The organism is Arenimonas sp., from assembly GCF_041919775.1.
Lineage (GTDB): Bacteria > Pseudomonadota > Gammaproteobacteria > Xanthomonadales > Xanthomonadaceae > Arenimonas.
In genome coordinates, this window is the sequence record NZ_JAYRTE010000033.1 from 1 (window position 1) to 16,476 (window position 16,476).

Consider the following 16,476-nt stretch of genomic DNA (forward strand, 5'->3'; position numbering starts at 1 on the left):
TCAGGCGCGAATTTCTTCTTTGCCGAAGGCAAAGTCAAGAGATTCGCGCCTGAAGGCGCTCCTACAGGTCGGGGTAATAGCGACGCAGTTTTTCGACCTTCGGCATCGACACGTACTGGATGTACGGCGCCCCCGGATTGCGCGCCGCGTAATCGTGGTGATACGCCTCCGCCACGAAAAACGTGTCCATGTCCTCGATGGTGGTCGCTATCGGCGCCGCGAAAACCGCCGCCGCCTCGAGCTGCGCCAGGTAGGCGCCGGCGACGTAACGCTGGTCGGCGTCGAGCGGGAAGATCGCCGAGCGGTACTGCGGGCCGACGTCGTTGCCCTGGCGGTCCTTCTGCGTGGGGTCGTGCGCCACCGCCATGAACAGCTTCAGCAGCTGGCCGAAGCTGATGCGCGCCGGCTCGTAGCGGATGCGGATGGCCTCGGCGTGGCGGGTGCGGCCGCTGCACACGGCCTCGTAATTGGCGGTTTCGGCGCTGCCGCCGGCGTAACCGGGCAGCACCTCGGTGACGCCGGCCAGGTGGCGGTACACCGCTTCGGTGCACCAGAAGCAGCCGCCGGCCAGCACCAGCTCGCCGCGGTCGTCGGTGGCCGCGATGTCCTGGGCCGGGTCCGGAACTTCGGACGGTGCTACGCGCAGACCTTGGCCGGGGATGTCGCAGGATTCATTCGCCATTTTCATCTCCTGTAGGAGCGCCTTCAGGCGCGAATTTCTTCTTGGCCAAAGGTCAAGACAAAAGATTCGCGCCTGAAGGCGCTCCTACAATGGGGTCAGGGAGTCTTGCATCAAGGCTTCGGCGGCCTCGGCGCAGAATTCACCCTCCCAGCGCGCCATCAGCGCCAGGTACAGCAGTTTCTCGAACTCCGGGCGGAAGCGTCGGATCACCGAATCGGGGTCGGGCATCAGCTTGGCGTCGGCGATCAGCCCGAAGTGCACGGCGCCGTTGTAGCTGAGGATGGAAATGCCCAGTCCGATCGAGCCGTTCTGCGGCACCCAGAACATCAGGTCGCTGATCTTGCTGCCGCCCAGGTACAGCGGCATCTGCGGCCCGGGCACGTTGGTGGCCACGGCCGAGGCCTTGCGGCTGAACATCTCGAGCGCGAAGGACTGCACCGCCGGCGGCGCCATGCCCACCGCCGCCAGCGCGCCGAAGGTGGCCACGGCCTGGCGGGACTTGCGCAGCAGCTTCATGGACGCGGCCACGCGCTCGAGCCGGCGCATCGGGTTGGGTTCGCCCACGGGCAGGTCCAGGAAGACCAGGCCGAAGTGGTTGCCCAGCTGCTTGGCGTGTTCGAGCGGGCGCAGGTTCACCGGCACGGTGGCGCGGATGGTGATGCCATCGAGCTGCTCGCCGCGTTCGATCATGTAGCTGCGCAGCGCGCCCGTTGCCGAGGCCAGCAGGAGGTCGTTGACGGTGCAGCGCAGCGCCCGGCTGACCGACTTCACCTCCTCCAGCGCCAGCGGTTCGGCCCAGGCCACGCGCTTGCTGACGCCCAGGCGGCCCTTGAGCACGGTGTCGGGATCGTCGGAAAGCGACAGGGCCAGGCCGATCTCGCGGGCAATGTCCACGCCTTCGCTGGCCAGCACCGCGGCCAGCGACGGGTCGCGGTAAAAATCCATGCCCTTCTCTAGCATCTTGTTGCCCAGCTGCATGTAGCGGTCGATGGCGCCGACGCGCTTGGCCACGGGGGCGTGTTCTTCCTTCTTCAGCCAGCGCCGGGCCAGCGACTTCTTGCGCTTGTCGTCCTCGCCCATCTCGGTCAGCGACAGCAGCACCTGCACCAGCGCGATGCCGTCGGCATAACAGTGGTGGATGCGGGCGATCAGCGCCGAACCGCCGTCGTAGCGCTCGACCAGGTGGAACTGCCAGAGCGGCTTGGACTTGTCGAGCGGCGTCGAGGCCAGCTGGCTGGTCAGGCGTTCGAGTTCGCGCTTGCCGCCCTTGCCGGGCAGCGCGGTCAGCCGGATGTGCCAGTCCAGGTCGAAGTCGGCGTCGTCCTGCCAGAACGCGCCGGTCGGCCCGTCCACCGCTTTTTGCCGGAAACGCGGATAAGCGAGGAACTTCTGTTCGATCACCTTGCGCAGGCTGCGGATGTCGAGGTGGGTCTCGAACATCATCACGCCGGTGATCATCATCAGGTTGGTGGCGCGCTCCATGCGCAGCCAGGCGGTGTCCACCCGCGACATCGGCGTCTTCTTGCCCTTCTTGCGCGCCTCGGCCATGCGTCCTCCCCGGTTCCGGTCAGGATGCCGGCCGCGGCGCCGGGGCGTCAACGCCGTTCGGCACCGTCGGCGCGAACGGACTCGTAGGCCGCCAGCGCCGCCTCGCGGCTGGCCTTGAGGTCGACCACCGGCCGGCGCGGGTAATCCGGAGCCTTGCTGCGCAGCAGGTCCGGATGCTCCCACGGTGCGGAAAGGGCCGCGTCTGGCAGTTTCGCCAGCTCCGGCAGCCAGCGGCGAAGGTAGGCGCCGTCGGGATCGAAGCGCTGGGTCTGCGAGACCGGGCTGAAGATGCGGAAGTACGGCGCGGCATCGGCGCCGGTGCCGGCGGTCCACTGCCAGCCCTGCGTGTTGTTGGCCAGGTCGGCGTCGACCAGGGTGTCCCAGAACCAGTCGGCGCCGTGGCGCCAATGCATCCGCAGGTTCTTGGTCAGGAAGCTCGCGGCGACCATCCGCACGCGGTTGTGCATCCAGCCGGTGGCCCAGAGTTCGCGCATGCCGGCATCCACCATCGGCACGCCGGTGCGGCCCTGGCGCCAGGCCTCGAGCAGCGCGGTGTCGGGGTCGGCCCAGGGGAAATCCTCGAACTTCGGGTTGAGGTTGCCCGTGGGCGTGTCCGGGAAATGGAACAGCAGGTGGTGGCTGAATTCGCGCCAGCCCAGTTCGGAGAGATAGTGGTCCAGGTCCGGCCGGATCGCCGCCGGCCAGTCGCCGGCCTGCAGCGCGGCGACGATCGTGCGCGGCGAGATTTCCCCGAAATGCAGGTGCGGCGACAGGCGCGAGGTGCCGCCGCGACCCGGCAGGTCGCGCTGCTGCTTGTAACCGTGCAGGGCGCCATCCAGGAAAACCTCCAGCAGCTCCAGCGCGCCGGCTTCGCCCGGCGTCCAGTGCTCCCAGAAACCCGCGTCCCAGGCCGGCTCGCCGGCCGGCTGCCGCAGGCCCAGATGCTCCACGTCCAGCCCGGCCAGGGTGGGCGGCGGCTCGGGCAAGCGTTCGGGAGCCGGCGCGGCGCGCACCGATTCAAGCACCTGCCGGGCGTTTTTCCAGAACGGGGTGAACACGCGGTAGGGCCCGCCCTGCCCGGTCTGCACCGCCCAGGGTTCGACCAGCAGGGCGGCGTTGTGGCTTTGCACCTCGAGGCCGCGCGATTTGAGGCCCTGCTTGATGCGGGTGTCGCGGGCGATGGCGGCCGGTTCGTACAGGCGGTTCCAGTGCAGGGCTTCGGCGCGGGTTTCGCCGATCAGTTTTTCCAGTTCCGCCAGGCTGTCGCCGCGACGGATCACCAGCCGCGAGCCGCGCGCCTGCAGGTCGGCGTCGAGTGCCTGCAGCGAACGATGCAGCCAGACGCGGCTGGCGGCGCCGGGCGCCCAGGGCGCGTCTTCGTCCGGGGCATGGATGTAGACCGGCACCGGCACGTGGCCGGCGTCCAGCGCCGCCTGCAGGGCCGGGTTGTCGGCCAGGCGCAGGTCGCGGCGGAACCAGACGATGGCGTGCGACATGCGCGCTCAGCCCGCCCGCACCATCGGTCGCACGGCCTGGAAGCCGCCGTCGAGCGCGATCACCTGGCCGGTGACCCAGCCGGCCTCGTCCGACAGTAGGAAGACACCCAGCGCCGCCGCATCTTCGGCTTCGCCGTGACGGCCCAGCGGGTACTGGGCGCGGATGGCCTTGGTGGAAGCATCGCCCGACAGCAGGCGGGCCGTCGCCGGCGTACGCAGCAGGCCCGGGGCGATGGCATTGATGCGCAGCCCGGCCGCGGAATAATCCGCCGCCAGCGCCCGCACCAGGCCCTCGACGCCGCCCTTGGCGGCCGCGATCGCGGCGTGGTTGGCCACGCCCATGCCGGCGGCGACGGAGCTGAAGAACAGCAGGCTGCCGCCCTGTCCCGCCTTCTGCACGCGCGGTGCGTAGGCCTGGGCGATGAAAAACGCACTGTCGAGGTTCGCGGCCAGGCAGTCGCGGTACATCGCTTCGGTGGTGCGCGGCAGCGAACCCAGCACGACCGCGCCCGCGCAGTGCGCGAGGGCATTCGGCGGCGCACCGAAAGCGCCTTCGGCGGCCGCCAGGGCATGGTCGGCGCCGGCGGCCGTGGAAACGTCGGCTTCGATGACCAGGTCGGCCTCGTCTGGCTGCAGCTTGTCGGGCTGGCGCGTCACCAGGGCCAGGCGCCAGCCGGCCTCGCGCAGGCGGCTGGCCAGGGCGGTGGCGACGCCGCCGGTGGCGCCGGTGATCAGGCAGGTGGGCATGGTGTGTTCCGCTTCAGGGCAAGGCGTACAGCCTAGCCGCCGTCCCCGTGTTGCGGCCGTGAACCGGCCGCCAGCCGGGCCCGCAGGCCGGCGGCCTGGGCCTGCACCGCCTCGAGTTCCCCAGCCGGCCGCCGCGCCAGGTGCGACCACTGCAGCGCCGTGCGCGGATGCCGCTCGAAACGTTCGCGATGGCGCACCAGGAAGTCCCAGTACAGCGTTGTGAACGGACAGGCCGATTCGCCCGTGGCTTCGTCCGGGCGGAAGCGGCAGCCGCTGCAATGGTTGGACAAACGCTGGATGTATTTGCCCGAGGCCGCATAGGGTTTGCTGACCATGCGCCCACCGTCGGCGTAAAGCGCCATGCCCAGCACGTTCGGCAGCTCCACCCACTCCACCGCGTCCACGTACACGGCCAGGAACCACTCGTGCACCTGCTTCGGCCGCACGCCCAGCAGCAGCGCGAACAGGCCCAGCACCATCAGGCGTTCGATGTGGTGGCCGTAGCCGAGGTCGAGCGTATGCCGCAGTGAATCGCGCAGGCAGGCCATGTCGGTGTCGCCGGTCCAGTAGAAATCCGGCAAGGGCTGGTCGGCCCCCAGGACGTTCTGGTCCAGGAAATCCGGCATGCGCAGCCAGTAGACGCCGCGCACGAATTCGCGCCACCCCAGCACCTGGCGGATGAAACCTTCGGCGGCTTCGATCGGCACCTGGCCGTCCCGCCAGGCGGCTTCGACCGCCGCGACGACTTCGCGCGGACCGATCAGTTTCAGGTTCATCGCCGCCGACAGCCGCGAGTGGTAGAGCCAGGGTTCGCCGGCCCACATCGCGTCCTGGTAGCGTCCGAACAGCGGCAGCCGGTGGGCGATGAAGTCCTCCAGCGCTTCGCGGGCCTGGGTCGGGTCCAGCGGCCAGTCGAAGCCTTCAAGTTTGCCGGGATGGCTGGCGAAGCGGCGTTCGACCAGGGCCAGAACCTCCCTGGTGCACGGGTCGGGCGCGAACGCGCGCGGCGCCGGCAGCAGGCCCGGCCCGCGCCGGTCGAAGCGGCCTCGGTTGGCGGCGTCGAAGTTCCAGCGACCGCCGGCCGGTTCGCCGTCGTCGAGCAGCACGCCCTCGCGCCGGCGCTGCCAGCGGTAGAAATGCTCCATGCGGTATTCGCGCCGGCCCCTGGCCCACAGCGCGAAGTCATCGCCATCGCAGTAGAAGTGCCGGTCGGGCCGCTCGACCCAGGCGCAGCCCGCGGCCTTGCAGGTGGCGGGCAGCGAATGCGCCAGGCGCCACTCGCCGGGGCGCACGGCCAGCACCTTCCGCGGGCGCAGGCGGGCCAGGTCGGTCGCCAGCGCCTGTTCGAGGCTGGTCGCCTCGTGTTCGCCCAGGCAACGGTAATGGACCGTCCAGCCGCGTTCGCGCAGCTCGTCGCGGAAGCGCCGCATCGCGGCCAGGAAAAGCGCGATGCGCGGCTTGCCCGACCAGACCTGGGTCGCTTCGTGGTCGACCTCGGCCATCCACACGGCGTCGGTGGCCGGGTCGAAATCGTCGAAAACCGCGGAATCGCGGTCGAGCTGGTCACCCAGGACCAGCACCAGGTGGCGCAGGGGTTCAGACATCCGCGAAGTGTCCCGCCGGCGCCGTGCAGGCGGCGGCAAGGCGGCTCAGCCGCCGCTGTATTCGCGCGGGATGCGGCCGTTGAGGCCGACCAGGATCTCGTAGGGAATGGTGCCGGCCGCCTGTGCCACGTCCTCGCAGCGGATGCGTTCGCCGTCCTGCTGGCCGATCAGCACGACCTCGTCCTCGTTGTAGGCGGTGCCGTCGGGACCGATGTCGACCATGAACTGGTCCATGCAGATGCGCCCGACGATGGGATGGCGCTGGCCGCGCACCAGCACCTGCCCGCGCGAGGACAGCGCCCGCGGGAAACCGTCGCCGTAGCCGATCGGCACCGTCACCACGCGGGTGTCGGCGGCCGGCGCCCAGGTGGCGCCATAGCTGACCGAGTCGCCGGCCGGCACCACCTTGAAGAACACGACCTGGGAGACCAGCGACATCGCCGGGCGGAGTTCGACTGTGGGCCGGGACGCGGTATCGGGCAGCACGCCGAACAGGGCGATGCCCGGGCGGACCATGTCCAGGTGGGTTTCCGGGAAATGCAGCACGCCGCCGGAATTGGCCAGGTGGCGCAGCGGCATCGGCGCGCCGAGGCGTTCGAAGTGCGCGCAGGCCTCGAGGAAACGCTCCAGCTGGCGCGCGGTGGCCGGCGACGCCGGGTCGTCGGCGCAGGCCAGGTGCGAATAGATGCCCTTGATGTCGCACCAGCGCGAGGCCAGCGCCGCTTCGATGAAGGGCCCGGCGTGGTAGCTGTGCACGCCGATGCGTTCCATGCCGGTGTCGATCTTCAGGTGCACGGTGGCACGCTGGCCCAGGGATTCGGCCGCGGCCTCGACCTGGCGCAGCTTGTCGATCGAGGACACGGTGACTTCCAGGTCGTTGGCAATCACCGTGGCCGCCTGCGGGCCGAAGATGCCGCCCATCACCAGGATCGGCAGCCGCACCCCGGCCCTGCGCAGCGCGATGCCCTCCTCCAGGAAGGCCACGCCCAGCTGCCCGGCCCCCTGCGCCTGCAGGTGCAGGCCCACGCGCGCCAGGCCGTGGCCGTAGGCATTGGCCTTGATGATCGGCATCACCGGCACGCCGGCGTGGGCGGCCAGGGCGCGCAGGTTGTGCGAGATCGCGTCCAGGTCCACGCGGATGCGCGTGGGCCGCTGGCCGAAGATGTCGTCGCGGTGGGCGGCGGGGTCCATGGCGCGATTCTAGCCCGGGCCACCCCGCCCCGGCGCCGGCTTATTCGAAGCTGCCGACGCTGTCCCGGGCCAGGTTGTCGAAGCGGGTGTATTCGCCGAAGAACTTGAGCTTGATCGTGCCGGTGGGACCGGAACGCTGCTTGGCGATGATCACCTCGGCCAGGCCCTTGTCCGCCGAATCCTTGTGGTAGTACTCGTCGCGGTAGATGAACATGATGATGTCGGCGTCCTGCTCGATGGCGCCCGATTCGCGAAGGTCGGCCATGACCGGGCGCTTGTCGGTGCGCGACTCCAGGCCGCGGTTGAGCTGCGAGAGCGCGATCACCGGCACGTTGAGCTCCTTGGCCAGGGCCTTGAGCGAGCGCGAGATCTCGGAGATCTCGTTGGTGCGGTTCTCCCCGGTACCCGGCACCTGCATCAGCTGCAGGTAGTCGACCACGATCAGGCCCAGGTCGTGTTCGCGCTTGATGCGCCGCGCCTTCGAGCGCAGCACGTCCGGCGACAGCGCCGGGGTGTCGTCGATGAAGACCTTGACGTCCGAGAGCATCTTGATCGCCATGTTCACGCGCGACCAGTCCTCGTCCTCGAGCTGGCCGGTGCGCAGGCGGGTGGCGTTGATGCGCCCGATCGAGGAGATCAGGCGGAAGGCCAGCTGCGACGAGGACATTTCCATCGAGTACACCGCCACCGCCTTCTTGGTCTTGAGCGCGGCGTATTCGGCGATGTTCAGGGCGAGCGTGGTGTTGTGCACGCAGACGTCGTTGGCGATGAAATTGTGCGTACCCGGCACCGTCAGGTCGTAGACCTGCTGCATGCCCGTGGCACGGATCGATTCGATGCGGTCCCAGACCACGTCGCTCGAGGCCAGCGCGGCGAGCTTCGGATCATTGAGCACCATGGCGATCCGCGCCAACCGCGACCGGGAAATCCCGCGTTTGCCAACATGCATGTTGGTGGCATTGAAGCCGCAGCGGCGGGCCAGCTCGGCCCAGGACAGACTGCCCTTGGCACGTTCAACCAGCGCCCAGGCCGCCGGCGGGACCGAATCGACGTTGCTGTGCGCACCGCGCCTGGCCAGGGCCTGCAGAACCGCGTCCACCGCGGGCTGCTTGCCGTGGATGCCGATCTCGGTGCAGAAAACCTGAAGCGAGCCGGCATCGGTGATGTCGAGCTGCCAGGCCGGGCGCCGCGAGTCGCGGTACTTCACCCAGCGCTGGCGCAATTTCGCCACCACGCCAAAGCGCAGCAGCAGGTGCTGGACCTGGCGGGCCAGGCGCTCGGACACCGAGGCATAACCGGCCTGGGCCTGGCCGCTGGCCAGCACCGTGGCCCAGCCGTCGGTCGCGAAAAGACGGTTGAGGAACAGCGCCAACTGGGCGCGCGGCAGCCTGAAGATCGCGCCGGGAACCTGCTTGGCGGCGGCGTCCTTGCCCATCAAGCCCAGCTCACCAAGCCAGGCGGTGACCGGATTGGGGGTGTTGCGCCGGGCCAGGGCCAGGTCCTGCCCGTCGGGCAGCACCGGCTCGATCGCCAGCACCTCGCACAGCCGGCCCAGCCGTTCCGCCGCGGGCACCGTCTTGCCCTGGCGCCAGTGCGTGAGCGAGGCCGGGCTGACGCCGACGGCCGCCGCCACGGCGCGCGCCGGAGCCGCATGCCGGGAAAGCGCCGCGTCCAGGACGGCGGCGAATTGCTGCCGATTCTGGCCAATCGCCGCGGCATCCGCGGCAACCGACCAGCTGGGCGTCCTGCCCGAGCCAGCGACGGGGTTGGCCTGCACGCCGCCAAACGCCGACACGGAAGCGACGAAGTCCCCGACGATCAGCGGATTGGAATTGGTGAAGCGCGGGACGCTGCCGGTCAGGCCGCCATCGCCGATCAGATAGGCCAGCAGGCTGATTTCGCAGTCGCGCATCGACTCGGTGCCGAACACCGGCAGCCGGCGCGGCACCGCGACGAAGTCACCCTCGCGCAGTTCCAGCAAGGGCCTCCAGCCTTCGAGCGTCAGGAAGGGATGCGGCGCGGTGGCCTCCACCCGGCGACCCAGCCGGGTGGTCACTTCGAAGGTGGGCTTGATGCCGTCGTCGACGAAATCCGAGGGCCGGGTCCAGGCCAGCCGCAGGTCGTCCCCGAGCGTCGCCAGTTCGCCGTCGCGGCGGGCGCAAATGTCCCCGATGGTCGCCACCGAGCCGTCCGCCAGCACGATCTCGGCGTCGGCGCTAAGGCATTTTCCCATCGCCGGCCTGGCCGCCAGGATGATCAGGTCGGACGGCTGCAGGCCGGCGGTGAGTTCGTCCAGGTCGGCGAAGCCACTGGGCAGGCCGGTGACGTTGCCCTGGTTCTCGTAGCGTTCCTGAAGGACCTGGAAGGCGTCCTTCATCGCATCGCGCAGGCTGACGAAATCGGCGCGGCCGCGGCGGCCCTGCTCGGCGATCTTGAAGACGCGCATCTCGGCGGCCGACAGCACTTCCTGGCTGTCCCGGCCCTCGGGCTGGAAACCGTCGTTGACGATCTCGGTGCCAGCCTCGATCAGCTGCCGCAGCACGGCCTTCTCGCGCACGATCTCGGCATAGGCGCGGATGTTCGCGGCCGAGGGCGTGGTGCTGGCCAGTTCGATCAGGTAACCGGTGCCGCCGATCTGCTCGCTCAGCGAGTTCGATTCGAACCACTCGCCCAGGGTGACCGCGTCGAAGGGCTTGTTCTTTTCGCTCAGCTCGCGGATGGCGCGGTAGATGAGCCGGTGGTCGCGGCGATAGAAATCGTGTTCGGTGAGGAAATCGCCGACGCGGTCGAGCGAATCGGGGGCGAGCATCAGGCCGCCCAGCACGGCCTGTTCGGCCTCGACCGACTGGGGCGGCAGGCGCAGGGCGTCGATCTTGGCGTCGCTGCGGAAGGAATCGGGACGTGCGGACATGTTCGCCTTGTTCTGGGATTCGACGTGGCGGGGCCGGCAGCGGCCGGGTCGGTCATCCTAAGGCCCCTGCCCGGCAAGCGTTAGGCATAAGCCTGTGCATAACCGGTGGGCATCTTTACCTCGATCCGGTCTCGCACCCTGAGACCTGTAGGAGCAACTTCAGGCGCGAAGGCGTTCTTTGCCAAAGGCAAAGTCAAGAGATTCGCGCCTGAAGGCGCTCCTACAGGGGCTTGGCGGCAGCCTAAAAACGACGGGCGCCCTGGGGCGCCCGTCGTGAACAGCCTGTGGCCCGGACTCAGGCTTCGGCTTCGACGACCACCTTGACGGTGGTGCCGACGTCGGCGTGCAAGCGCACTTCGATGTCGAACTCGCCGGTGCGGCGCAGGGCGCCTTCGGACATGACCACTTCGCTCTTGTCGAGCTTGAAGCCGGCGGCCGTGAAGGCCTCGGCGATGTCGCGCGGGCCGACCGAGCCGAACAGCTTGCCTTCGGTCGAGGCGTTGGCGGCGATGGTCACCGTCGCGCCCTCGAGCTTGGCCTTGCGGGCTTCGGCGTCGGCCAGCTGGGCGTTGGCCTTGGCTTCGTACTCGGCGCGCTTGGCTTCGAACGCGGCCACGTTGTCGGCGGTGGCCGGCACGGCTTTGCCGTAGGGGATCAGGTAGTTGCGGCCGAAACCCGGCTTGACCTTGACCTTGTCGCCCAGGCCGCCGAGGTTGACGACCTTCTGCAGGAGGATCAGTTCCATTTCAATTACTCCGTAACGTTAGCGGGGCGCGCGGCCCCGCAACTAAGGCTGTCCGTCAGGATCAGTTCTGGTGGTTGTCGGTGTACGGGATCAGGGCCAGCTCGCGGGCGCGCTTGATCGCGGTCTGCAGCTGGCGCTGGTACTTGGCCTTGGTGCCGGTGATGCGGCTGGGAACGATCTTGCCGTTCTCGGTCAGGTACTGGCGCAGGGTGTTGAGATCCTTGTAGTCGATCTCCTTGACACCCTCGGCGGTGAACTTGCAGAACTTGCGGCGGCGGAAGAACTTGCTCATGTCGGTCTCCTGGCTCAGGCCGCGTCGGAATTGCGGTTGTCGTTGTCGCTGCTGCCGATGCCGGACTCGTCGTCCTCACGGCGCGGGCGGCGCTCGGTCTTCTCGTCCTTGCTCTTCATGATCAGGGACTGCTCGGTGACGGCTTCTTCGCGGGCGATGACCATGTGGCGCAGCACCGCGTCGTTGAAGCGGAAACCGTCGACCAGCTCGGTCAGCTCGTTCTTGCCGACTTCGATGTTCATGAGCACGTAGTGGGCCTTGACCAGGTTGTCGATGGCGTAGGCGAGCTGGCGGCGACCCCAGTCTTCAAGACGGTGGATCTTGCCCTCACCGCCCTCGATCAGCGACTTGTAGCGCTCGATCATGGCCGGCACCTGCTCGCTCTGGTCCGGATGGACCATGAACACGACTTCGTAATGGCGCATTGTTGTTTCCTTGTGGATGCGGCCGAGGATTCGGCCTGGCAGCCCCCGGCCGGGATGCAGGGCATCCGCCGTGGAGCAAGGTCTCCCCGGAATGGGGAGCCGCGCATTATGCCCCAGAACCGGGGACAGGTGCAATTTCCCCCGGAGAATCAGCCAGTTCCCGGGCTTCGGCGGGGAAATTGCACCTGTCCCCAGCCCCGGACGGCGCAAGAACGGGGTCAGGTTCACTTCCCCGGGGAGTCCACACGACCTGCGAGATGCGGGGGGAAGTGAACCTGACCCCGTTCTCACCGCACGGCTCAGGCTGCGCGGTCGGCCTTGGTGCTGAAGGACTCGCCGCAGCCGCAGGCGTCTTCGACGTTCGGGTTGCGGAACACGAACTGCTGGTTCAGGCCCTGGCTGACGAAGTCGATCTCGGTGCCATCCACCTGCGGCAGGCTGTGGGCATCGACGTAAACCGCCACGCCGTCGGTTTCGAAGACCGTGTCGTCGGGGCCGGCCGCGTCGGCCATGTCCACCACGTAGGCGAAACCGGTGCAGCCGGACTTGCGGACGCCGAAACGCAGGCCCAGCGTGCCCGGGGTCTGGGCCTGGTAGCTGCGGATGCGGTCGGCGGCGGCGGCGGTGAGCGTGATGGCCATGGCGGGGTCCGTGCTTAGTCGGGGGCGAGGCAGCGCGCAGTATACCGCCGCTGCGCCGGGGCGCGCCTGCGGTATCCTTGCGCACTTAACCAGATGGGCCCGCAGGGGCAGGGAATCAAGGCATGGCAGTGATCAGCGTGCAGCAGGCGCTCGGCGGGGAAATCGCCCCGGGCAAGGAAGTCACGGTCCAGGGCTGGGTGCGCACCCGGCGCGACTCCAAGGCTGGGCTGAGTTTCGTCAACATCAGCGACGGTTCCTGCTTCGCGCCCATCCAGGTGGTGGCGCCCGCCACCCTGTCCAATTACGAAGACGAGGTCCGCCGGCTCAGCGCGGGCTGTTCGGTGGTCGCGACCGGCACCCTGGTGCCTTCCCAGGGCCAGGGCCAGGGCTTCGAGATCCAGGCAACCGCGATCGAGGTGCTTGGCTGGGTCGAAGACCCGGAAACCTACCCGATCCAGCCCAAGGCGCATTCGCTGGAATTCCTGCGCGAGGTCGCCCACCTGCGCCCGCGCACCAACCTGTTCGGCGCGGTCACCCGCATCCGCCACTGCCTCGCGCAGGCCGTGCACCGGTTCTTCCACGAGCAGGGCTTCTACTGGATCAGCACGCCGATCATCACCACCTCCGACGCCGAGGGCGCCGGCCAGATGTTCCGCGTTTCCACCCTGGACATGGCCAACCTGCCGCGCGACGGCAAGGGCAACGTGGATTTCTCCAAGGACTTCTTCGGCAAGGAAACCTTCCTCACCGTGTCCGGCCAGCTCAACGTCGAGGCCTATTGCCTGGCGCTGAGCAAGGTCTACACCTTCGGCCCGACCTTCCGCGCCGAGAACAGCCACACCACCCGGCACCTGGCCGAGTTCTGGATGATCGAGCCGGAAATCGCCTTTGCCGACCTGGTCGCCAACGCCGACCTGGCCGAGGCCTTCCTGAAGTACCTGTTCGAGGCCGTGCTGGCCGAACGCGCCGACGACATGGCCTTCATCGCCGAACGCGTGCAGAAGGATGCCGTGACGCGCCTGGAGAACTTCATCGACTCGCCCTTCGAGCGCATCGACTACACCGAGGCGGTGAAGCTGCTGCAGGACTCGGGCCACAAGTTCGACTTCCCGGTCGAATGGGGCCTGGACCTGCAGACGGAACACGAACGCTGGCTCACCGAAGTGCACGTCGGCCGGCCGGTGGTGGTGATGAACTACCCCGAGCAGATCAAGGCCTTCTACATGCGCCTGAACGACGACGGCAAGACCGTCGCCGCCATGGACGTGCTGGCCCCGGGCATCGGCGAGATTATCGGCGGCAGCCAGCGCGAAGAACGCCTCGACGTGCTGGACAAGCGCATGGCGCAGTTCGGTCTGGACGGCGAACACTACGGCTGGTACCGCGACTTCCGCCGCTACGGCACGGTGCCGCACGCCGGTTTCGGCCTCGGTTTCGAGCGCCTCGTGGTCTACACCTGCGGCCTGGCCAACATCCGCGACGCCATCCCCTATCCGCGCGCGCCGGGCCTGGCGACGTTCTGAGCCATGCAGACCGGCGCCGGTTCGCTGCTGATCTTCCTGATGCTGGGCCTGGCGGGTTCCGCGGCGCCTGCGCATTTCGGGTTCCGGGTGCTGGCCTTTCGCCAGCAGCTGGACAAGGGCTACGCGTTCGCGCCCGGCACCGACGACGGCGGCTGGGGCTACAGCTGGTGGCTGATGCGCTGGAGACACCGCACGCTTGCCGACCCGTCGCTGAACTTCTTCGGCGGCATCGCCGCCGGCAGCGGCTGGCTGGCCCTGCTCGGCAGCGCCGGGGTCGTGCTGCTGATCGCACTGCAATAAGGACGAATCGATGAGCGACGAAACCAACCGCGACGACGACCAATGGTGGCTGGCCGCCCTGCCCCGCATGCTGGTCTGGTCCCGCCTGCGCGTGCTTGACAGCGGCGTCGCCGAAGTCTTCGACTGCGACGGCCGCATCAACATCTATGAAAGCGAGGACGTGGCGCGCTCGGCGCTGATGGACGCCGAATTCCGCGCCTTCGACGGCATGGACGCCGACGACGCCGAGGCCTGGGGCCTGGACCTCGAGGAAATCGAGCCGCCGCGCGCCGAGGACGACGAGGCCCTGCGCGAGCGCATGATCCAGCCCATCAAGACCCCGCTTTCGGGGAAGGACTGGTAGAGGGAATCGGGACTGAAGTCCCTCCCACAGGGGAGCAAGAACGATGCACAAGGATCTGGCGGGGCGGCATGCCCTGGTTTGCGGCGGTTCGGAAGGCATCGGCCTGGCCGCCGCGACGGCACTGGCCGAACGCGGCGCCGACGTCACGGTCCTGGCCCGGCGGCCGGGACGCCTGTCCGAAGTGGCCGCCGGCCTGCCCCGCGTGCATGAGTCGCAGCGCCACGGTTACCTCGCCGCCGACGCCGCCGACACTGCCGCACTCGGCGAGAAGGTGGCCGCGCTCTGTGCCGGACGCGGCGTGCAAATCCTGCTCAACAACACCGCCGGCCCGGCCGGTGGCCCGGCGCACGTCGCCGATCCGCAGGCCTACCTCGACGTTTTCCGCCAGCACCTGGTCGCCGGCCAGGTGCTGGTCCAGGCCGTGCTGCCGGGCATGAAGGCGGCCGGCTGGGGCCGCATCGTCAACGTCATCTCGACCTCGGTGAAGGAGCCGATCGCCAACCTCGGCGTCTCCAACACCATTCGCGGCGCCGTCGCCAGCTGGGCCAAGACCCTGTCGGGCGAGCTCGGCCCCTTTGGCATCACGGTCAACAACGTGCTGCCCGGTTACACCCGCACCCAGCGGCTGGACCAGATCCTGGCCGAGCGCGCCCGCGCCACCGGCAAGTCCGAAGAAGAGATCGCCAGGGGCATGCTGGCCACGGTGCCGGCCGGGCGCTTCGCCGAACCGGCCGAAGTCGCGGCGGCCATCGCCTTCCTGGCCTCCCCGGTGGCCGGCTACGTCAACGGCATCAACCTGCCGGTGGACGGCGGCCGGACGAAGTCGCTGTGAGGGCGAACGCATGAACGACCATCGTTTCGCGCCCCGGGTCCCGTATGCCGCCCGCGTGATGGTGGTGCGCGACGAAGAGGCCTGGCTGGGCGAAGTCGTCGACCTGTCCGAAGGCGGCTGCGGGCTGTTCCGCCCGGAGGGCTGCCACCTGCAGGTGGCGGAGGTCGTGCAGCTGGTGTTCTTCGACGAACCGGGACCGGCCGTCCTGGTGGGCGCCCGCGTCGCCCGCGTCCAGGAAGGCCTTCTGGGTTTCGAATACCACGACCCGCAGCAGGTGCCGCCGGCGCGTGAACCGGCCGCGACATCGCCTGCACGGGCCTGAGGGCAGGCTGCGGCCATGCCTGAAGGTCCCGAGATCCGCCGCGCCGCCGACCGCCTCGCCGAGGCCGTGGTCGGCCGTCCGCTGGCCGCCGCCTGGTTCCATTTCCCCGAGCTCAAGCGCCACCACAAGACGCTGGTGGGGCGCACGATCACGGCGATCGAGCCGCACGGCAAGGCTCTGCTCACGCACTTCGACCACGGCCTGAGCCTGTACTCGCACAACCAGCTCTACGGCGTCTGGAAAGTCGCCGCGGCCGGCGAACGGCCCGACCAGGGCGCACGCTCGCTGCGGGTGGCGCTGGAAACCGACGAGCGCGCGATCCTCCTGTATTCGGCCTCCGATGTCGCGATGTGGAAGACGGCCGAACTTTCGCGCCACCCCTTCCTGGCGAAGCTGGGCCCGGACGTGCTGGATGCGTCGCTTACCGCCGCCGCCGTTGGCAAGCGCCTGCAGGATCCGCGTTTCGCCGGACGTTCGCTTGTGGCGCTGCTGCTCGACCAGGCCTTCCTGGCCGGCATGGGCAACTACCTGCGCTCGGAGGTCCTGTTCACCGCAGGCATCGCGCCGCAGCGGCGGCCGGCGGAACTCAGCGCCGCCGAACGCAAGCGCCTCGCCAAGGCCCTGCTGGACATCCCGCGCGCCAGCTACCGCACCCGCGGCATCGAAGCGGCGTCCGGCATGAAAGGCGACTACCTGACCGACACGCCCGCGGGTTTCCGCTTCCAGGTCTTCGACCGCGAGGGCGAGCCCTGCCCCCGCTGCGGCGACGTGGTGGTTCGCCAGGAGCTCGGTAGCCGCCGCCTCTACTGGTGTCGTCACTGCCAGAGCTAAGCCCCTGTAGGAGCGCCTTCAGGCGCGAATCTTCTCCTGGCCA

17 protein-coding genes are annotated in these 16,476 nt (G+C 68.9%); 6 read left to right on the plus strand and 11 right to left on the minus strand.

The window, feature by feature from the left end; genetic code table 11:
• Nucleotides 1–61 precede the first annotated feature (61 nt).
• The 11 genes from msrA to ACE3TE_RS12570 form a co-directional block, all read right to left on the minus strand.
• The gene (gene msrA / locus ACE3TE_RS12520) at nucleotides 62–682 is read right to left on the minus strand and encodes a peptide-methionine (S)-S-oxide reductase MsrA (protein WP_374605452.1); all 621 of its coding nucleotides are present in this window, start codon (nucleotides 680–682) and stop codon (nucleotides 62–64) included.
• Nucleotides 683–766: 84 nt separating this feature from the next.
• Nucleotides 767–2,230, minus strand: a complete 1,464-nt coding sequence (locus tag ACE3TE_RS12525; protein WP_374605453.1) for a wax ester/triacylglycerol synthase family O-acyltransferase — start codon at nucleotides 2,228–2,230, stop codon at nucleotides 767–769.
• A 47-nt stretch (nucleotides 2,231–2,277) separates the two neighbouring features.
• A complete protein-coding gene (locus ACE3TE_RS12530) occupies nucleotides 2,278–3,726 on the minus strand; it encodes a deoxyribodipyrimidine photo-lyase (RefSeq protein WP_374605455.1) in 1,449 nt (482 codons plus the stop codon).
• A gap of 6 nt (nucleotides 3,727–3,732) precedes the next feature.
• Nucleotides 3,733–4,473 carry an SDR family NAD(P)-dependent oxidoreductase gene (locus ACE3TE_RS12535; protein WP_374605457.1) on the minus strand — a complete coding sequence of 247 codons (741 nt, stop codon included), beginning with the start codon at nucleotides 4,471–4,473 and terminating at the stop codon, nucleotides 3,733–3,735.
• 32 nt (nucleotides 4,474–4,505) lie between these two features.
• Nucleotides 4,506–6,077, minus strand: coding sequence for a cryptochrome/photolyase family protein (locus ACE3TE_RS12540; protein ID WP_374605459.1), 1,572 nt, complete (start codon nucleotides 6,075–6,077; stop codon nucleotides 4,506–4,508).
• Between the two features lie 45 nt (nucleotides 6,078–6,122).
• Nucleotides 6,123–7,268, minus strand: a complete 1,146-nt coding sequence (gene alr / locus ACE3TE_RS12545; RefSeq protein WP_374605461.1) for an alanine racemase — start codon at nucleotides 7,266–7,268, stop codon at nucleotides 6,123–6,125.
• 40 nt (nucleotides 7,269–7,308) lie between these two features.
• Nucleotides 7,309–10,179: a replicative DNA helicase gene (gene dnaB, locus ACE3TE_RS12550; RefSeq protein ID WP_374605463.1), complete on the minus strand. Its 2,871-nt coding sequence runs from the start codon at nucleotides 10,177–10,179 to the stop codon at nucleotides 7,309–7,311.
• 295 nt (nucleotides 10,180–10,474) lie between these two features.
• Entirely contained in the window at nucleotides 10,475–10,924 is a 450-nt protein-coding gene (gene rplI / locus ACE3TE_RS12555; RefSeq protein WP_374605465.1) for a 50S ribosomal protein L9, read from the minus strand.
• A 61-nt stretch (nucleotides 10,925–10,985) separates the two neighbouring features.
• The gene (gene rpsR / locus ACE3TE_RS12560) at nucleotides 10,986–11,216 is read right to left on the minus strand and encodes a 30S ribosomal protein S18 (protein ID WP_034220475.1); all 231 of its coding nucleotides are present in this window, start codon (nucleotides 11,214–11,216) and stop codon (nucleotides 10,986–10,988) included.
• Nucleotides 11,217–11,230: 14 nt separating this feature from the next.
• Nucleotides 11,231–11,641: a 30S ribosomal protein S6 gene (gene rpsF / locus ACE3TE_RS12565; protein ID WP_374605467.1), complete on the minus strand. Its 411-nt coding sequence runs from the start codon at nucleotides 11,639–11,641 to the stop codon at nucleotides 11,231–11,233.
• 299 nt (nucleotides 11,642–11,940) lie between these two features.
• The gene (locus tag ACE3TE_RS12570) at nucleotides 11,941–12,282 is read right to left on the minus strand and encodes a HesB/IscA family protein (protein WP_374605469.1); all 342 of its coding nucleotides are present in this window, start codon (nucleotides 12,280–12,282) and stop codon (nucleotides 11,941–11,943) included.
• A gap of 122 nt (nucleotides 12,283–12,404) precedes the next feature.
• Here ACE3TE_RS12570 and asnS point away from each other — a divergent pair, with 122 nt between their 5' ends.
• Genes asnS through nei form a run of 6 tightly spaced genes read left to right on the plus strand, consistent with a single transcriptional unit; the run spans nucleotide 12,405 to nucleotide 16,433 of the window.
• The gene (gene asnS, locus ACE3TE_RS12575) at nucleotides 12,405–13,805 is read left to right on the plus strand and encodes an asparagine--tRNA ligase (protein WP_374605471.1); all 1,401 of its coding nucleotides are present in this window, start codon (nucleotides 12,405–12,407) and stop codon (nucleotides 13,803–13,805) included.
• Between the two features lie 3 nt (nucleotides 13,806–13,808).
• Entirely contained in the window at nucleotides 13,809–14,105 is a 297-nt protein-coding gene (locus tag ACE3TE_RS12580; protein ID WP_374605473.1) for a hypothetical protein, read from the plus strand.
• A gap of 10 nt (nucleotides 14,106–14,115) precedes the next feature.
• On the plus strand, nucleotides 14,116–14,448 hold the full coding sequence (locus ACE3TE_RS12585; RefSeq protein WP_374605475.1) for a hypothetical protein: 333 nt from the start codon (nucleotides 14,116–14,118) through the stop codon (nucleotides 14,446–14,448).
• Nucleotides 14,449–14,491: 43 nt separating this feature from the next.
• Nucleotides 14,492–15,280, plus strand: coding sequence for an SDR family oxidoreductase (locus ACE3TE_RS12590; RefSeq protein ID WP_374605477.1), 789 nt, complete (start codon nucleotides 14,492–14,494; stop codon nucleotides 15,278–15,280).
• A 10-nt stretch (nucleotides 15,281–15,290) separates the two neighbouring features.
• Nucleotides 15,291–15,602 carry a PilZ domain-containing protein gene (locus ACE3TE_RS12595; protein WP_374605479.1) on the plus strand — a complete coding sequence of 104 codons (312 nt, stop codon included), beginning with the start codon at nucleotides 15,291–15,293 and terminating at the stop codon, nucleotides 15,600–15,602.
• A gap of 15 nt (nucleotides 15,603–15,617) precedes the next feature.
• Nucleotides 15,618–16,433 carry an endonuclease VIII gene (nei, locus tag ACE3TE_RS12600; RefSeq protein ID WP_374605481.1) on the plus strand — a complete coding sequence of 272 codons (816 nt, stop codon included), beginning with the start codon at nucleotides 15,618–15,620 and terminating at the stop codon, nucleotides 16,431–16,433.
• Nucleotides 16,434–16,476: the final 43 nt, after the last annotated feature.

Excerpts from the sequence above, each read along its gene's own strand:
- msrA (WP_374605452.1), bottom strand. The coding sequence starts at position 682 with ATGGCGAATGAATCCTGCGACATCCCCGGCCAAGGTCTGCGCGTAGCA.
- ACE3TE_RS12525 (WP_374605453.1), bottom strand. The coding sequence starts at position 2,230 with ATGGCCGAGGCGCGCAAGAAGGGCAAGAAGACGCCGATGTCGCGGGTG.
- ACE3TE_RS12530 (WP_374605455.1), bottom strand. The coding sequence starts at position 3,726 with ATGTCGCACGCCATCGTCTGGTTCCGCCGCGACCTGCGCCTGGCCGAC.
- ACE3TE_RS12535 (WP_374605457.1), bottom strand. The coding sequence starts at position 4,473 with ATGCCCACCTGCCTGATCACCGGCGCCACCGGCGGCGTCGCCACCGCC.
- ACE3TE_RS12540 (WP_374605459.1), bottom strand. The coding sequence starts at position 6,077 with ATGTCTGAACCCCTGCGCCACCTGGTGCTGGTCCTGGGTGACCAGCTC.
- alr (WP_374605461.1), bottom strand. The coding sequence starts at position 7,268 with ATGGACCCCGCCGCCCACCGCGACGACATCTTCGGCCAGCGGCCCACG.
- dnaB (WP_374605463.1), bottom strand. The coding sequence starts at position 10,179 with ATGTCCGCACGTCCCGATTCCTTCCGCAGCGACGCCAAGATCGACGCC.
- rplI (WP_374605465.1), bottom strand. The coding sequence starts at position 10,924 with ATGGAACTGATCCTCCTGCAGAAGGTCGTCAACCTCGGCGGCCTGGGC.
- rpsR (WP_034220475.1), bottom strand. The coding sequence starts at position 11,216 with ATGAGCAAGTTCTTCCGCCGCCGCAAGTTCTGCAAGTTCACCGCCGAG.
- rpsF (WP_374605467.1), bottom strand. The coding sequence starts at position 11,641 with ATGCGCCATTACGAAGTCGTGTTCATGGTCCATCCGGACCAGAGCGAG.
- ACE3TE_RS12570 (WP_374605469.1), bottom strand. The coding sequence starts at position 12,282 with ATGGCCATCACGCTCACCGCCGCCGCCGCCGACCGCATCCGCAGCTAC.
- asnS (WP_374605471.1), top strand. The coding sequence starts at position 12,405 with ATGGCAGTGATCAGCGTGCAGCAGGCGCTCGGCGGGGAAATCGCCCCG.
- ACE3TE_RS12580 (WP_374605473.1), top strand. The coding sequence starts at position 13,809 with ATGCAGACCGGCGCCGGTTCGCTGCTGATCTTCCTGATGCTGGGCCTG.
- ACE3TE_RS12585 (WP_374605475.1), top strand. The coding sequence starts at position 14,116 with ATGAGCGACGAAACCAACCGCGACGACGACCAATGGTGGCTGGCCGCC.
- ACE3TE_RS12590 (WP_374605477.1), top strand. The coding sequence starts at position 14,492 with ATGCACAAGGATCTGGCGGGGCGGCATGCCCTGGTTTGCGGCGGTTCG.
- ACE3TE_RS12595 (WP_374605479.1), top strand. The coding sequence starts at position 15,291 with ATGAACGACCATCGTTTCGCGCCCCGGGTCCCGTATGCCGCCCGCGTG.
- nei (WP_374605481.1), top strand. The coding sequence starts at position 15,618 with ATGCCTGAAGGTCCCGAGATCCGCCGCGCCGCCGACCGCCTCGCCGAG.